Source organism: Klebsiella sp. HMSC09D12 (assembly GCF_001808475.1).
Classification (GTDB): Bacteria; Pseudomonadota; Gammaproteobacteria; order Enterobacterales; family Enterobacteriaceae; genus Klebsiella; species Klebsiella oxytoca.
On record NZ_KV793474.1, the window covers coordinates 54,802 to 70,717 of the forward strand.

Annotated in this window: 12 protein-coding genes; 8 read left to right on the plus strand and 4 right to left on the minus strand. The window is 54.6% G+C overall.

The features are described 5' to 3' along the window. Positions 1-62 precede the first annotated feature (62 nt). The 6 genes from HMPREF3178_RS12980 to HMPREF3178_RS13005 all read left to right on the plus strand — a co-directional run bounded on the left by HMPREF3178_RS12980 (position 63) and on the right by HMPREF3178_RS13005 (position 6,851). Positions 63-1,109, plus strand: a complete 1,047-nt coding sequence (locus HMPREF3178_RS12980) for a methionine ABC transporter ATP-binding protein (RefSeq protein WP_004113483.1) — start codon at positions 63-65, stop codon at positions 1,107-1,109. A 149-nt stretch (positions 1,110-1,258) separates the two neighbouring features. Beyond that, positions 1,259-2,962, plus strand: coding sequence for an ABC transporter substrate-binding protein (locus HMPREF3178_RS12985; RefSeq protein WP_004102771.1), 1,704 nt, complete (start codon positions 1,259-1,261; stop codon positions 2,960-2,962). Between the two features lie 43 nt (positions 2,963-3,005). Further along, positions 3,006-3,965: an ABC transporter permease gene (locus HMPREF3178_RS12990; RefSeq protein WP_004102780.1), complete on the plus strand. Its 960-nt coding sequence runs from the start codon at positions 3,006-3,008 to the stop codon at positions 3,963-3,965. Further along, a complete protein-coding gene (gene opp4C, locus HMPREF3178_RS12995) occupies positions 3,965-4,912 on the plus strand; it encodes an oligopeptide ABC transporter permease (protein WP_017145729.1) in 948 nt (315 codons plus the stop codon). Before HMPREF3178_RS12990 ends, opp4C begins: the two co-directional genes overlap by 1 nt. Beyond that, positions 4,909-5,889: an ABC transporter ATP-binding protein gene (locus HMPREF3178_RS13000; RefSeq protein ID WP_029496808.1), complete on the plus strand. Its 981-nt coding sequence runs from the start codon at positions 4,909-4,911 to the stop codon at positions 5,887-5,889. Before opp4C ends, HMPREF3178_RS13000 begins: the two co-directional genes overlap by 4 nt. Then, complete coding sequence (locus HMPREF3178_RS13005; protein WP_004102783.1) at positions 5,886-6,851, plus strand: ABC transporter ATP-binding protein; 966 nt, start codon at positions 5,886-5,888, stop codon at positions 6,849-6,851. Before HMPREF3178_RS13000 ends, HMPREF3178_RS13005 begins: the two co-directional genes overlap by 4 nt. 78 nt (positions 6,852-6,929) lie before the next feature. On the opposite strand, the gene HMPREF3178_RS13010 is transcribed toward HMPREF3178_RS13005, so the two are convergent. Together HMPREF3178_RS13010 and HMPREF3178_RS13015 are read right to left on the minus strand one after the other, a co-directional pair. Then, positions 6,930-9,335: a membrane-bound PQQ-dependent dehydrogenase, glucose/quinate/shikimate family gene (locus HMPREF3178_RS13010; RefSeq protein ID WP_017145728.1), complete on the minus strand. Its 2,406-nt coding sequence runs from the start codon at positions 9,333-9,335 to the stop codon at positions 6,930-6,932. Positions 9,336-9,658: 323 nt separating this feature from the next. Next, the gene (locus HMPREF3178_RS13015) at positions 9,659-10,570 is read right to left on the minus strand and encodes a DUF535 family protein (protein WP_004102785.1); all 912 of its coding nucleotides are present in this window, start codon (positions 10,568-10,570) and stop codon (positions 9,659-9,661) included. Between the two features lie 311 nt (positions 10,571-10,881). On the opposite strand from HMPREF3178_RS13015, the gene HMPREF3178_RS30930 reads away from it, so the two are divergent. Beyond that, positions 10,882-11,022 carry a hypothetical protein gene (locus HMPREF3178_RS30930; RefSeq protein ID WP_004102786.1) on the plus strand — a complete coding sequence of 47 codons (141 nt, stop codon included), beginning with the start codon at positions 10,882-10,884 and terminating at the stop codon, positions 11,020-11,022. Between the two features lie 272 nt (positions 11,023-11,294). Then, positions 11,295-12,605, plus strand: coding sequence for an L-cysteine desulfidase family protein (locus HMPREF3178_RS13020; RefSeq protein WP_029496807.1), 1,311 nt, complete (start codon positions 11,295-11,297; stop codon positions 12,603-12,605). A gap of 333 nt (positions 12,606-12,938) precedes the next feature. Here the strand turns inward: HMPREF3178_RS13020 and HMPREF3178_RS13025 are convergent, their stop codons facing one another. Both HMPREF3178_RS13025 and HMPREF3178_RS13030 read right to left on the minus strand, forming a co-directional pair. Then, on the minus strand, positions 12,939-13,496 hold the full coding sequence (locus HMPREF3178_RS13025; RefSeq protein WP_017145726.1) for a DUF1120 domain-containing protein: 558 nt from the start codon (positions 13,494-13,496) through the stop codon (positions 12,939-12,941). Next, entirely contained in the window at positions 13,487-15,907 is a 2,421-nt protein-coding gene (locus tag HMPREF3178_RS13030) for a fimbrial biogenesis usher protein (RefSeq protein ID WP_017145725.1), read from the minus strand. The genes HMPREF3178_RS13025 and HMPREF3178_RS13030 overlap by 10 nt, the downstream gene beginning before the upstream one ends. Between the last annotated feature and the right edge of the window lie 9 nt (positions 15,908-15,916).

The window sequence follows — 15,916 nt, forward strand, 5'->3', positions numbered from 1 at the left end:
TCGCCGGATGTTCATCGGCAGCCTGCAGGCTGCCGTTTAATTTCGTTAACAGAGCCGCCATCGTGACGCAAAAACCCAACGCCACAACGCATATTCAGTTGAGCCAGATAAGTAAAGCCTACCCCAACGGCGTGCAGGCGCTGCGGGATATAAATCTGCAGATCGCTCAGGGAGAAATCTTCGGCATTATTGGCCGCAGCGGCGCCGGAAAATCAACCCTGCTGCGCCTGTTCAACCGCCTGGAAAACGCCGACAGCGGTGAGATTACCATTCACGGCGAACATACTCGGCACTACTCCCGCAGCCAGCTGCGCGACCTGCGCCGGCGGGTCGCGATGATCTTTCAGCACTTTAATTTAATGGCGACCAAAACGGTGGCGCAGAACGTTGAGCTGCCGCTGAAAATGGCCGGGGTACCGCGGGCGGAAAGGCAGAAACGGGTTGCGGAGATCCTGGCGCTTGTCGGCCTCAGCGATCTGCGCGACAGCTGGCCGGCTAAGCTTTCCGGCGGCCAGAAGCAGCGCACCGGTATCGCCCGTGCGCTGGTCACGCAGCCGGAGATCCTGCTGTGCGACGAAGCCACCTCGGCCCTCGACCCGGAAAATACCCTTGCAGTACTAAAACTCCTTAAAGAGATCAACCAGCGCCTTGGTTTGACCATCGTGCTGATCACCCATGAGATGGACGTCATTCGCACCCTCTGCGACCGGGTCGCGGTGCTTGAGCACGGAGAAATTATCGAACAGGGCGAGGTGTGGCGAGTATTTGGTCATCCCGGACATGCTGTCACGCAAAGCCTGCTCGGCACGCTCCATCATGACCGTGCGGAAGAACGACTCTCGCTGAGCGAAAACCAGCAGCTGGTCACGCTGCATTTTGACGGCAGCAGCGGGCAGGAACCGGATTTACAGCGCATCGCCGCGCTGCTGGGCGCCGATGCCCGCCTGTTATACGGCAGCTGCGAGCAGATTCAGGGACGGGTGATTGGCCAGCTGCGGATACGCCTGGCGAAGCCGCTGGCCAATCCGCATTTACAGCAGCATGCCGGCTGGGTGGCTGACCGCTTAACCCTTTCCGGCGATACGGCAGCGAAGAATGCTGGCGTTTAGCGCAAAAGTGGCAGATTAATACTGAATTATTGCTAATGCTAAATTGCTATAAGCCATAGCCTTTCGGTGTTAGACAGGGCGCTAAGCGCCTCTTATCTTTCGTCATGATTTGTAAATACACTACGCAATTCTTTGATGAGGGAGCACTTTTGTCCAGACTACTGCACGGGTTAAAAACCAAACAGACGCGGTTCGCGCTTGCTCTGAAAATCGCGTTGCTCGGCGGCGCGGTGGCATTTTCTTCTGTCGCCATCGCCGACGAGATCTTAAAAGAAGGGATCACCCCGGCCAGCGATGCCAGCCAGATCCCCGCAGCGGCAAAGCTGCGTAAAGATACCGTCGTGGCCGGCATTTCCGAGCCACAGGGCATTTTTAACCCCTACTTCTTCGTCAACGGCTGGGATGAAAACGTCACCAACGTGATCTTCTCCCGCCTGATCGACTGGGACAGCCACGGCAAACTGGTGCCGGGTCTCGCCGAAAGCTGGACGGTCAGTCCGGACAACAAGGTCTACACCATCAAGCTGCGACCCAATCTGACCTTTAGCGACGGCTCGCCGCTGACGGCTGACGATGTCGCCTTTACCCTCACCGTGCTGCTGGACCCGAAATACGACGGCGATACCGATATTACGCTCGCCAATATCGCCGGCGGCGCGGAGTACAAAGCGGCGAAAGCCGATAGCGTCAGCGGTCTGAAAGTGCTGGATCCCTTGACGCTCCAGGTGACCACCACCCAGCCGGGCGCGACGACGTTGGCAAAAATTGGCGGTCCGGTACTCTCCAGAGCGTATTACGGCAAAGGCTACCAGCGCGGCAATCTCGATTATCTGCGCACTCTGCACGGCAAACCGCTGGGCAACGGTCCTTACGTTTACGACAAATACATCCCCGGCCAGGAGATTCGTTTCCACGCCAACAGCCATTTTTATCGCGGTACGCCCCCCACTCCGCGCTTTATCTATCGCGTAACCAACCCGGCGACCAACTTTCAGCTCTTCCAGACGGGCGAAACCGACTACGACGCCTTTACCTCGCGTCCTGACGATATCGAACAGCTGAAAATGCTCGGCTTTGCCAACATCAACCTTTACGGCTCCAGCGACTACAGCCAGGTGGAGTTTAACGTCCGCCGCCCGGCGCTGAAGGACGTCAAGGTACGCCAGGCGCTGATTTACGGCCTCGATCGCCAGAAGCTGATTGATGTGGTCTACCAGGGCTACGGTAAAGTAGCGATTGAGCCTATCGCGCCAATCTCCTGGGCCTGGAACGCCGACGGAGTGAACCCGTATCACTATGACCCGGCGCAGGCGAAGAAGCTGCTGGACGATGCCGGCTGGAAACCGGGACCGGACGGTATCCGCGTCAAAGAGGGCAAACGCCTGGAGTTAACCCTGCTGGTGAGTAAGAAAGTGCTTAACGATGCGCTGATCCCCATCGCCAAAGAGAACTGGCAGCAGATTGGCGTCCTGTTAAAACCGCAGGTCGTCGATTTCAACGCCCTGATGGCGCAGCGTAAGTCGGGTAATTACGATCTGGCGTCGTTCAGCACCAGCACCCTTAACGACCCGCATGATGGCGTGTGGGATTTTTACAGCGCGGAAGCGAAAGAGTCCGGCTATAACAATCCGCAGGTCGATAAGCTGATTACCGAAGGTAACTCGGTGCTCGACGTTGAGAAACGCAAGCCTATCTACCACCAGCTGTATCAGGTACTGGCGCAGGACCCGCCGGTGATCCTTCTCGGCTACCGCGAAATTCTCTCGGCGAGCAGCGCTCGGGTCACCGGCTTCAAACCGGATATCTACAACGGCCTGACCGGCAGCCTGCCGGATGTCAAAATCGTTAAGTAAATCCCCAGCCGCCGGGATGTCCGGCGGCTGACGTGAGAATGCCATGAGAAATTTCATCCTGAGACGGCTGCTGCAAACGCTGCCGATGCTGCTGCTGGCTTCATTCATTATCTTTATGCTGTTTGCCAAAACGCCGGGCGATTTTATCGACGGCAATATCACCCTCACCGCCGCCCGCGCCGCCGAACTGAAGGCGATTTACGGTCTGGACCAGCCGTTACTCACCCGCTATATCCATTGGCTTGGCCAGCTGCTGCGCGGCGATCTTGGGTTCTCGCTGCAGTACCAGATTCCGGTCAGCCAGCTGCTTAACCAGTACATCTGGAACTCCTTCCTGCTGGCCAGCGTGGCGCTGGTGTTCTACTGGGGGATTGGTCTGACGGTCGGCGCAATCTCGGCGCTGAAGCCCAACTCGCTGTTCGATCATCTGGTGAGCGTCGCGGTCTTCGCCGCCATGTCGTTCCCGACCTTTTTCCTCTGTCTGCTGCTGATCAAGTGGTTCGCCGTCGACCTGCACTGGCTGCCGGTTGGCGGGATGACCCGTACCGGCAGCGACGACAGCGGCTGGGGCTATGTGCTACAGGTTGCCGCCCATCTGGTGCTGCCGGTGCTGGCGCTGGTGATGCTCCAGGCAGGTAGCCTGACCCGCTATTTTCGCGCCAGCATGCTCGAGGTGGTGAAAATGGATTTTATCCGCACCGCCCGCGCTAAAGGGCTACGCGAACGCACGGTTATCCTGAAGCACGCCTTGCGGAACGCCCTGCTGCCGATCATTACCCTGCTCGGCTTCGAGCTGCCGGGGCTGTTTTCCGGGGCGATCATCACCGAAAAAGTATTTAACTGGCCCGGGGCTGGACATATTCATATTGATTCGCTGGCCGCCCGCGACTACCCGGTGTTAATGGGATTCACCCTGTTTCTGGCGGTGCTCACCATTCTTGGCAATTTGCTTGCCGATGTGCTTTACGCGTGGGTCGACCCGCGCATTCGCGTGAGGTCCTGATGCTCAGCTCCCTGTTCTCTTCCAACCGACGCCTGCGCGACGCGGAAATTCCGGCGCTGGCGCAGGTTACGCCGTCCCCCTGGCGTCAGGCCTGGCAGGCGCTGCGTCACAATCGTCTGGCGATGCTGTGCCTGCTGCTGCTGGTCATCATGGCCCTCTGGTGCACGCTGGGGCCGCTGTGGTCGCCTTGGAAGGACGATGCTACCGACGCGCTGATGATCAACAAGCCACCCGGCGCGCAGCACTGGCTGGGTACCGATTTTCTCGGTCGCGATATTTACACCCGCCTGCTACTGGCCGGACGCATTTCGCTGATCATCGGCCTGCTGACCATGCTGCTGTCGGTCACCCTTGGCTATCTGCTCGGCGCGCTGTCGGGCTACGCCGGCGGCCTGACCGATAAACTCATCATGCGTTTTGCCGATCTGGTGATGACCATCCCCGGCCTGCCGCTGCTGATTGTCGCGGGAGCGATGCTCTCCGAGCTCGATTTCTCGCCGGATTCACGCATCTATATGGTGGTAGTTATGCTGAGCCTGCTGGAGTGGCCGAAGCTTGCCCGGCTGGTACGAGGGCAGTGCCTCTCCCTGCGCGAGCGCGACTTTATGCTGGCGACCCAGGTGCTGGGCTTGTCGGCGCGGCGCCGTCTGTTTGGACATCTGCTGCCGAATACGGTACCGATTCTGGTGGTGATGGCGACGATGGCGGTGGCTAACGCTATTCTCAGCGAGTCGGCGCTTAGCTACCTCGGGCTTGGCGTTGTGCCGCCGACGCCGTCGTGGGGCAATATGATGGACGCCGCCAACAGCCTGATCGATTTTCAGCGCCGCCCCTGGCTATGGATGCCGCCGGGGATCGCCATTTTTCTCACCGTCATTGCCATCAACGTGCTGGGCGATGGCCTGCGCGACGCCATGGACCCCAAAATGAAACAGAGGCTGAAATGAGTCGCGCATTAATTACCTTTAATCAACTTTCGGTCTCTTTTGCCGCCGACAAAGGCCGGGTACGCGCGGTGCAGGAGGTGTCGTTCACTATCCGCGCCGGGCAGACCGTTGGCGTCGTCGGCGAATCCGGCTGCGGTAAAAGCGTTACCGCCATGTCATTAATGGGCCTGCTGCCGCCGCAGGCGGCGCGCATTGACGGTGGGGAGATACTTTTCGAGGATCAGGATCTGCTGCGGCTGAAAAATGCCCATATGGCCGATCTACGCGGCAATCAGCTGGCGATGATTTTTCAGGAACCGATGAGCGCCCTTAATCCGGTACTCACCGTCGGCGAGCAGCTGTGCGAGCCGCTTATTCGCCACCGCGGCGAGTCGCCGAAGCTCGCATGGCAGCACGCTATCCAGCTTCTGGCTGATGTTGGACTGGCGCGCGCGGATAGCCTGATGGCCAGCTATCCATACCAGCTTTCCGGCGGCATGCTGCAGCGGGTGATGATCGCCATGGCGCTGAGCTGCCAGCCGAAGCTGCTGATTGCCGATGAGCCGACGACCGCGCTGGACGTCACCGTGCAGGCGCAGATCCTGCGACTGCTGCGCGACCAGGCGCGGGCCAACCGGATGGCGATGATGCTGATTACTCACGATCTCGGGGTTATCGCGCAGATGGCCGAACACGTGGTGGTGATGTACGCCGGGCGTATCGTTGAGCAAGGTGCGACAGCGACTATTTTGCGTAACCCGCAGCATCCCTATACCCAGGGGCTGATCGCCTCGCGCCCTGTGCCGGGGGAGCGGCGGCGACGCCTCTACTCAATCCCCGGTCAGGTACCGGACCTCGCCGCCCTTCCCGCCGGATGCGCCTTCGCCGAGCGCTGCGCAAAAGCCACCGCGCGCTGCCGACAGAGCATTCCGCCGCTATCAGGGCATAACCGGCAGGCCGCCTGCTTTTACAGTGAACTTTCGGAGTCCGTGGCATGAGTCATGAATACGTGATTGAAGTGGATGGGCTAAAAAAACACTTCCCGCTACGCGATGGGCTATTCGACCAGCAGACCGGCGTGCTGCGGGCCGTGGATGGCGTGAGCTTTAAGATTCGCCGGGGCACGATTTTTGGCCTGGTAGGCGAATCCGGCAGCGGGAAAACCACCGTTGGCCGCACGCTGCTGGGGCTATACGAGAAGACCGCCGGCAGCGTGAAGTTTCGCGGCCAGGAGCTTGCCGAACTGTCGCCGCAGGCGATGCGCGCGCTGCGGCCTAAAATCCAGCTGGTTTTTCAGGACCCCTACAGTTCATTAAACCCGCGCATACGCATTGGCGTCGCCATCGGCGAGGCGATGCTGGAACATAAACTCTGTCGCCGGGCGGAGCTGTATGACAAAACCCTTGAGGTGATGCGCATCTGCGGGCTGTCTCCGCAGCATTACAACCGCTTCCCGCACGAATTTTCCGGCGGCCAGCGTCAGCGCATCGGCATTGCCCGTGCGCTGATCTTAAACCCGGATTTTATTATTGCCGATGAACCGATTTCAGCCCTCGATGTGTCGATTCAGGCGCAGATTATCAATCTGTTTTCCGACCTGCGAGACGACCATGGGGTGACGTTTTTGTTTATCTCCCACGATCTGGGGGTAGTAGAGCATCTGTGCGATGACGTAGCGGTAATGTATCTCGGTCAGCTGGTAGAGACCGCCAGCCGCGATGCGCTATTCAGCAGCCCCCTGCACCCCTACACCCGGGTGCTGCTGGCGGCGGTACCGACCCTCGATCCGGACAGCGAGCCGGTCGCGGCGCTACAAGGTGAAATTCCCGACCCGTCCCGGCCCCCTTCCGGCTGTCGTTTTTCCTCGCGCTGCCCGCAGGCCAGCGACCGCTGCCGCCGTGATATTCCACTTCTAAGGGAGGTTGCCGACGGCCACCTCGTCGCCTGTCACGCGGTTTAGCGCCGGGTAATCTTCAGAGCATAAAAAAACCGCCCACACGCAGGGGCGGTTAGTTGCGTAAGAGCGAACCGGCTGCGGCTACTCTTCCAGCGCGAAGGCAATAATATCATCGCCCACGTCCGGCGAGTGGCTGGCGCCCCCGGCGGAGATCACCACGTACTCTTTACCGCTTTTCGGTGATTTATAGATCAGCGGAGCCGCCACTGCCCCTACCGGCAGACGAGCGCGCCATAGCTCTTTACCGGTAGCGGAATCCAGCGCGCGCAGGTAGTTATCCTGGGTGCCGGCGAAGAAGACCAGTCCGGAAGCCGTGGACGTTGGGCCGCCCAGCGTCGGCATACCCAGCGGGATATGCATGTGCGTTTTCAGCCCCAGCGGACCGGTATCCTCTACCGATCCCATCGGTACCTGCCACATCAGCTGGCGGGTATTGAGGTCGATGGCGCTCATGGTGCCAAACGGCGGCGTATTACAGGGAACGCCCAGCGCCGACTGCAAGATATCAATCCGCACGCCGCCGTATGGCCCGGCAATTTGCGGACGCACGGTCCCCATAAAGCCGGGCACCTCGTCGGTGGAGACTTTGTATTTCGCCATATCCTCTTTGCGCACCAGCGACATTCTCAGCGGCATCCGCATATCGTTGACGAACAGCGTTCCTGTACGCTCATCGATAGTGATACCGCCCCAGTTCATACCGCCCAGCAGGCTCGGCCATTCGATATACGGCTTCTCTGACGGCGGCGTGTACATACCCAGATAAGTCGACGCTTTGAAGTCGATACGGCACATCAGCTGATCGAACGGCGTCACGCCCCACATCGACTTCTCGGTGAGCGGCTCGACGCCCAATTGCGGCATGCCGGTGGAGAACGGCTGGGTGGCGGAGAGATGCTCGCCTTCCGCGCCCTCGTGGGCCACAGATCGCTCTTCTACGCGAGTCACTGGCTTGCCGGTACGCCGGTCGAGCACGTAAATCTGCCCGGTTTTGGTGGTCTGGATCAGGACCGGAACCTCTTCACCCCGGTCGTTTTTCATATGGAACAGTACCGGCTGCGACGGCAGGTCATAGTCCCAGATATCATGATGCACGGTCTGGAAGACCCACTTCGTCTCCCCGGTGCTGGCATCCACCGCCACCACGGACGAGCCATATTTCTCTTTGGCCGCGTTGCGATCGCCGCCCCAGTAGTCCGGCGGACCGTTACCGGTCGGCAGATAAATCAGATTCAGCTCTTTGTCAAAGCCCGGCACCGTCCAGACGTTCGGCGTTTCGAGAGTGTAGACGCGCCCTTTTACCGGATCGGTCACGTTTTCCGGCTGGCCGACGTCCCACGCCCACACCACTTTGCCGGTACGGACGTCAAACGCGCGCACCACGCCGGAGGGTTCGCCGTGCACGATATCGCGCACCCAGCCGCCGAGCACCGCAATATGCCCCATAATCACCGGCGTTGAGGTCGGATGGTAGCGTTTGCTGTTTTCGGTATTGTCCATACCCTGTTTCAGATCAACGCTACCGTGGACGCCGAAGTCATCGCACAGCTCGCCGGTTTTGGCGTTCAGGGCGATCAAGCGGGCGTCGACCGTAGACACCAGGATACGCTGCGGACACTGCTGCAGCGACGGGCTGGCCTTCTCCTCTGCGCTCAGAGAATCATCGCTCTGCGCATCCCAATAGCCAACCCCGCGGCAGGTGACGTGCTCGGCGGTTTGCGCGTGCGGGTCAAAACGCCAGCGCGCTTTACCGGTATCCGCATCCAGCGCGGTGACCACGTTCAGCGGCGTACAGGAGTACAGCGTATCGCCAATTTGCAGCGGGGTATTTTCATCGACGCCAATTCCGGCGCCGGTAAGCCGCCGGCCGGTATGGTACGTCCAGGCGACTTTCAGGTTTTTGACGTTTTGCGGCGTAATGTCCTCGTACGGCGCAAAACGGGTGCCGGAGGCATCGCGACCGAAGAACGCCCAGTTATCGCTTCTGGCAGCCAGGGTCGGCGTTTTGTCGTCGCTCGCTTTCACCACGCCGTTATGAATACCGCCGTGCGGGTGAAAGGCCGAGACCAGCGTCGCCAGCAGCACGAGGAAAATCGCCGAAGCGCTCCAGTTGGCGTAGCGTACCCGCGTACGCGGCATCGGCAGCGTCGCCGACAGCCACAGCGCCAGCATCAGCATCAGCGCAGGCACCACCAGTCGTGGGATCAGTCCCCAATAGCTGAGCTGCACTTCATACAGCGCCCAGGCAAGGGTCAACAGAAAAGTCAGAATGGCAAAAGGCAGGACATATCGACTACGGGCGAGATAGCCGACGGCGATAAGCAGATAAGCAATACCGGCGAGCAGATACCAGGCGCTGCCGCCCAGCGAGAGGAGTTTGCCCCCCCAGATGGTGAAAAAGAGCCCAATGCCAAAGCTCAGTAATACAAAGAGTAATCGGTAGACGGTGAAGAAAATTCCCCTTCCGCTACCTTGTCGTTCGTCCATATTTCATCCCATACGACGTCAGTCGAAAAAACCAAAACATCTTATATAAACAGCGCCTTATCAGACCGATAAGGACACAGACCGCATATCATGTTGGTTGGACGCTCTCAGGCAGAGCGAAGAACGTAAGGAATTATATGTATTTGTAAAAATAATGTAAAACTATCACACATGAAATGTTTAAAATTTTTTAATTTATAAAACTAATTTATCAGATGAAGCGGTTGTAAGGCTGAACGCGCGGAGTTGAGGCGAGGAAAGATGAAAGGCAAAACGATTGTCGACCCGCAGCCCCCTGCGGGTCGACAATCTTCACTTTATGCTTATCCGGCGTTACGGCAGAGGCAGATGTCGCCTAGCGCGGCGGCAAGATCCAACTGCGCCAGCTCCTTCAGACCTTCACGCTTGATAAACTGGCTACGGTGCTTACTTTTAACCTCTTCCAGGCTTTTCTTAATCTCGGTTGGCGGTAATTTATACCAGCCGCGTCGATGCTTCTCGCCGCCAATTTCCAGCCAAAGCTCAGAATAACGAGTTTTTACTCTGTCGCTTTTAACATGAAAATCACTATCGATAGCATAGATCTCCTTGATATTGAAAAAGGCTAAAAAACCGTACAGCAGAGTGATAATTAAGTTTTTAGGACGGGTGCCGTAAAGCTCTTTCGTCAGCGCCTTCACCTCTTCATTATCGATATCTTTCCCTCCCTGAATACCGCCAATCCAGGCGCGGCCATCGTCAGTGCAGGAAAAACAGATACTGTAGACGCGTTTATCGCCAAGGAACATTAACAACATGAGCTCCCCTTCCTCCTGAAAAGGCGATGCCAGGAGCTTCACATCAATACTGCTACCGTTTTTCAGCGGAATGGCGATAAGCGTACGGCCAAAGTTCGCCATATCATACAGCTGCGGCAAGGCCTCGGGACGAAAGCTTTTTTCTATAAAATTCAAAGCGCCATGAGCGATATCGAGTTTCGCTCTTTTTGACATCTTTTTATTTAAATAGGCCTTAAAGGGTTTATCTTCAAAGTTAACCAGCCCCTCGGTGGCTCCCGTTAATTTCGCGCAAGCATAGCTGGCGCATAATGTCTGATATTCTTTGTATTTCCCTCCGGTTAAAGATATTTCTCTGCATTTACGCAGTACCTTTTTATAGCTGAGTTTAACCTGACAAATAAATTTATTATGTTTCCGCCATTCTTTGACGGCGGCTACTGCGGTTGTCGATACCATTGACCATAATCCATAGATACATCCATAAGCACGGCAATATTAGCATAATCTTTACAAGTCAATGGCCAGTGTGGCGCTCGTTGTCGATTTGTTTAACAAATAGCGTGATAAACATTCAACAATTTGATGGCTAAAAATGAAATATCCGCTCAACTATTGTTTGTCGCCGCCCACGCCTTTTCTCGTCTCGCCTTGCGCAATAAAACATCCGCGCTTACCGCTATGTGCTACCGGGGCTCAGGCCGGGTGCATCCGCCTGCCGTTTTGCCTATACTTGCACACGGTCAACACTGAACTTAAATGGGTAACGCATGGAAATTGATCTCGATAACCTGGTTTTTAGCGGACTGGAAGAAGCGCAAGAGCGCAACGCTGAACGACTTGAAGATGCCGATAAAAAAGCGCAGGCCATTGTGGCCGATGATGACTGCGGCGACGCCTGTAAGATCTAACGACCAAACCGGCTACTCTGCCGGTTTTTTTATCCCGCCAGCGCAGCCCTCGCCATAAAGCCGTTTGCAACGCGCTTTTTAAAGAAAAATTTTCTCCCAAAGCGCTATTTTACAAATTGAACGTGCAACTTTTTTCTCTGCTGAGTGCGGTAATATTTTGATTATCGTTCCTGCGAGCCGCGCCGTTTTCTGGCCCGCAGGCGCAAATCAATGTCGAGGAGAAAGTCATCCCCTCGATGGCCATTTTTCTGCACCGCTCCAGAGGCTCAGTCATGTCACACCGGGAAAATCGTGCTAAATGGAACCTGTTTATTCAGGCATTAAAACAGGAAGTGAAACCCGCTTTAGGCTGTACCGAACCGGTATCTGTCGCCCTCGCCTGCGCCGTGGCGGCGCAGCAGCTCTCTGGCGCGATTGTGCGGATCGAAGCTGCGGTCTCGCCGAATCTGATGAAAAATGGTATGGGCGTCACCATCCCGGGTACGGGGATGACCGGCTTGCCTATCGCCGCGGCTCTCGGCGCTATCGCCGGCGACCCGCAGGCGAATCTGGAAGTGCTTAACAAGGCCACCCGTCGGGAAATTGATGCCGCCAGGGCGCTACTTGAGGTTGGCGCCGTGCGCGTGGTGCTACAGGAACCCTGCGACGAGATTCTGTACGTTCGCGCCAAAGTCTACGCGGGCGACCAGCATGCGACGGTCACCATCACCGGCGACCACACCAACGTGGTGGCGATTGAGAAAATGGGTGAGCCTCTGTTTGTTAAGGACGCAAGCGCGAACGCTGCTCCCGCCTGCGATCCGCTGGCGCAGGTCGCCCACAGTTCGCTGCGCGAGATCTATGATTTCGTTAGCAAAGCGCCTGCGCAGACGCTGGAATTTATGCTCGAGGCTGGCGCAATGAACAACGCCCTTTCAAAGAAAGGGCTGAGCAAAGAGTGGGGATTGCATATCGGCCCGACGCTAAAGCGCCAGGTCGACAAAGGACTGGTTTCCGATGATATGTTTAACGAGATCCTCTACCGCACCAGCGCCGCGTCGGATGCCCGCATGGGCGGCGCATCGCTGCCGGCGATGACCAACTCCGGCTCCGGCAACCAGGGCATCACCGCCACCATGCCGGTGGTCGTGGCCGCAGAGCGTCTTCACGCCAGCCAGCAGCAGCTGGCCCGCGCGCTGGCGCTATCACATCTGGTCGCCATTTATATTCACTGTCAACTTCCGCGGCTATCGGCCCTCTGCGCCACCACCACCGCCGGAATGGGTGCCGCGGCGGGGATTATCTGGCTGATGAACGGCAGCTTTGACACCATCGCCATGGCGGTTAATAACATGATTGGCGACGTCAGCGGCATCATATGCGATGGCGCTTCCGGTAGTTGCGCAATGAAAGTGTCCACCAGCATCTCTTCCGCCTGGAAAGCAGTTCTGCTGGCGCTGGATAATTCGGTTGTTTCCGGCAACGACGGTATCGTCGATCGCGATGTGGAAAACTCCATTCGTAATCTTTGCGCCATCGCCGGTCGGGCCATGCAGCATACCGACCGACAAATTATCGAAATCATGGCGCACAAGCGTTATTAGGTTTGACGCGGCGCTGGACGAATGGATGCCGGGCGTTGTCCGGCGGATTTCCGGATACAGCCCGTGTCACCATCAACCACACTCATAATCATTTCGCTGCTCTTGCCAGTTAATTCCTCAATACCTTACAAATTAGTGAGGTCTACATCCCTGGTGGCTTACGTTATTAGACCTTATCTTTACCATAGCAGCCTCAGGTACTGGTTTTCGCTGGGGTAAGCAATCTTTTCTATTGCGTAAAGCCCTTAAGATTGGCAGCGCCAAAAAATCATGGCTGTATTATTAAAAAGCGGGATAAATGAAATTCTTAATTCATTAGAAGCCAATGATGGCTTATTGCGTAAGTAACTGCCAGGTTAAATCACTTTCCAGTATGGTTTGATCAGATATGTGAGTGAATGCTTTGTCATTCAGTACGGGAAATATCGTTACGGTGAAATTCAATTGCTGACCACTGGGTACATGATCATCTTCGACCGCAATTATCGCCTCATTATTTCGAATATAGATGGATGAACCGTTATCAATGTCCGGGTTAAAATTAATCCGATCGGTTGTTTTTCCAACGTTGTAGCTTTTACCATCGAGCGTCAGGTTACTTACTTTTATCGCAATACCTCCATTCGGTCCAAACTGAAAACGCCCTTTCTGACCTGCCCCCCCTTGCACGAGGGTAGCTATTTGTTGTTTTTCAGGGCAAAATACGCTAACATCAATATCTTTTTCTGGCATTTTATTCCAGTTTTGCTGGCTTGAAACGACAGAATCATATCGCATCTGATGATAATCTACCATTTGGCGAGAAAGTGTTATCTGGCAGTCATCAGCAAAAGTAAGAGGCGGTATAGTAACAAGTAAGAAAACTGCCAGGCATTGAGTATTCATTGACATAGTCCGTTAACTTCCTCATAAAAAACATTTTCATCGGGTTTCATTGGAAGAGTGAAATCAAGCTTACATAGATGTTTATTATTCTCATCTATCACATAAAGTGCAGTAAATTGATCGGCATCGTTCAGGAATATATGACCATCATCGACAACTGTCACTACATAGTTATCTTTCTCATCCACTACGGATAAACCTTTCAGTACTGGTTTCCCATTGGCTTGCCTGGCCCGTAGCATTACACGGCGGCTTTTCAGTATTTTGAAATTGACTTCACTAACAGAAGCATGAGCAGCGGCTATATATTTTATTCCATTCGCTAGCGCCATATTTTGCGGAAGTTTGTCAGAATTGACTTCGATCCTTGAGTTATGCCATTCGATTAAACCAGGAACAACAGCCTGCCCCCATTTATCAGTCCAGACAGTACCCTGCGGCGTAGTAATCTCGACTCCCGCTTTCGGCTCGTTTAGTTTAGCGATGGCAAATGTATCTTTGATGGAATAGGGTGAAAACGTCACGCCATCTTTATGCATGGCAATACCGCCAGCAAGTGTCGCATTGTAGTTACGCTGACGATCTCCGCTGCTACCACCGCCTACGCTAAGCTGGGTGTAGTGCAAATTAGTATTGATATTGCCGTTAAAACTGTTTTCCTTTGACTCGTTATCGCGATCGGCAGAAATATAATAGTAGGTATTATCGCCCAGGGAACCGCTGTTCGCCAGACCGTAATTGGTCCTATCTCCCTGCTTACGCATATAGGAACTAATAATCTGCGAGCCGCCTAATGGAATACTCAGGTTTACATAAAAAAGATCGTTGTTCTGACTCTCATCGGCGTTACCTACAGCACTTTGCCAGTTTACGTTGATCGAGGCATATTTAAAAGTTTTACCCCATGATAACAATAAATAACGAGAATCTCTTTCATCGTTCCTCGCCTGGTTATAACTAAACCCTGCACTAAATGTTCCGATCTGCGGATATGACCAATGCATATTAGCAGTATAACTGTTGTCATACCCCTGATAATCTTCGCTCAACGCGTCTACCAGTTCACGATAATTACTGCTATAGTGAGCAACACTGGCAGACAGGCTTACATTATCATTAAATGAATAATCACTTTGTAATTCGCTTTTAAGTCCGTCACTGTTGTTACCAAATTGCGCATTACTGGCCGCAAGGCTGCTGGATACATTCCAGTCATCCTTAACCATGAACACTGTGCCCGCTCCCAAGGCATAATAATCTTTAGCCACTTCGCCAGAAACAAGAATATTCATCCAGGGATAAATTTGCCAGCCATCAGATACATTGAAAACCAACGGATCGCTGTAATCACCGTCTATGCCACGAACCTTCCCCGCCGAAAGGGTTAAGCCATTTGGCCTGGTGAGATTTCTTACTTTAATAGAGGCAGCCGGAACAATGTAATGATTTGTTGAGCCATCGGATTCAATAACGGTCACGTCCAGATCGACGTTACTACGAACCATCGGTACATCATCCAGAGTAAAGGGCCCCGCTGGAACCAGCGTGTTAAATATCAGTTGGCCGTTCTGTCGAATTTCCACACGAGCTTGCGGTGTTCGGGCAATACCAGAAACAATTACACCAGAATTATTTTTCTGCAACCCGTTAGTAGGTAAAATCTGTACACCAGTTATCGGTACGCCATTCAATACACTTGACACTGCGTTAATCTCTCCCACTTGCATGGTCAGACGCTGAGGAACAAACACATGCTCTGCGTAGGTATAGATACTTTCTGCATTTCTGGTACCATCATCATCAGTCAGGATATAACGGCTACGCAGCGACCAGTCCCTCACATTCACTCCTGCCTCCAGGCTCGCCTGTGAATAATGGTTGCTTTCTCTGCCATTTCCGCTGTATTCACTGGTGGTGCTAAATAACGAATAATTCAGCATTCCAGCCATCCCGCCATGCTGAAAATTCTTTATATCAGAAGCCAGACTATTAAGCGCAGTCTGAGGCAGGTAAAGTTCAACCGTTTCCTGATTTGGCAATGCGTTGATCGCTGAGTGAGGATAATCACTGCGAATATCATGACAGGTTTCATTCGCACTTATGGGTACAGGTATGAGTCCAGCGAACTCCAGAAAGTCGTTATCAACGCATAATGTGCCTTCTTCACTGAAGCGTACAGCAGCCATTCCACGATCTTTACCATTCACTCTGACAGAAACAGGATGAATGCCGGGCAAAAAACGAGGTGCGGCTGAAAAATAATGATTTAGATCGGTGCCCAAACCACGAGACTTTAAAATATCAGTATCAAATACCACCTCTCTGGCAAGTAAGGAAGAGGAAGTGAGCAGCATCACAGGAAACGAGCTGTAAATAACAGCCAGCACGAAATGTGCAAATTGGTTTTTCTTAGGCACCGGCAATAT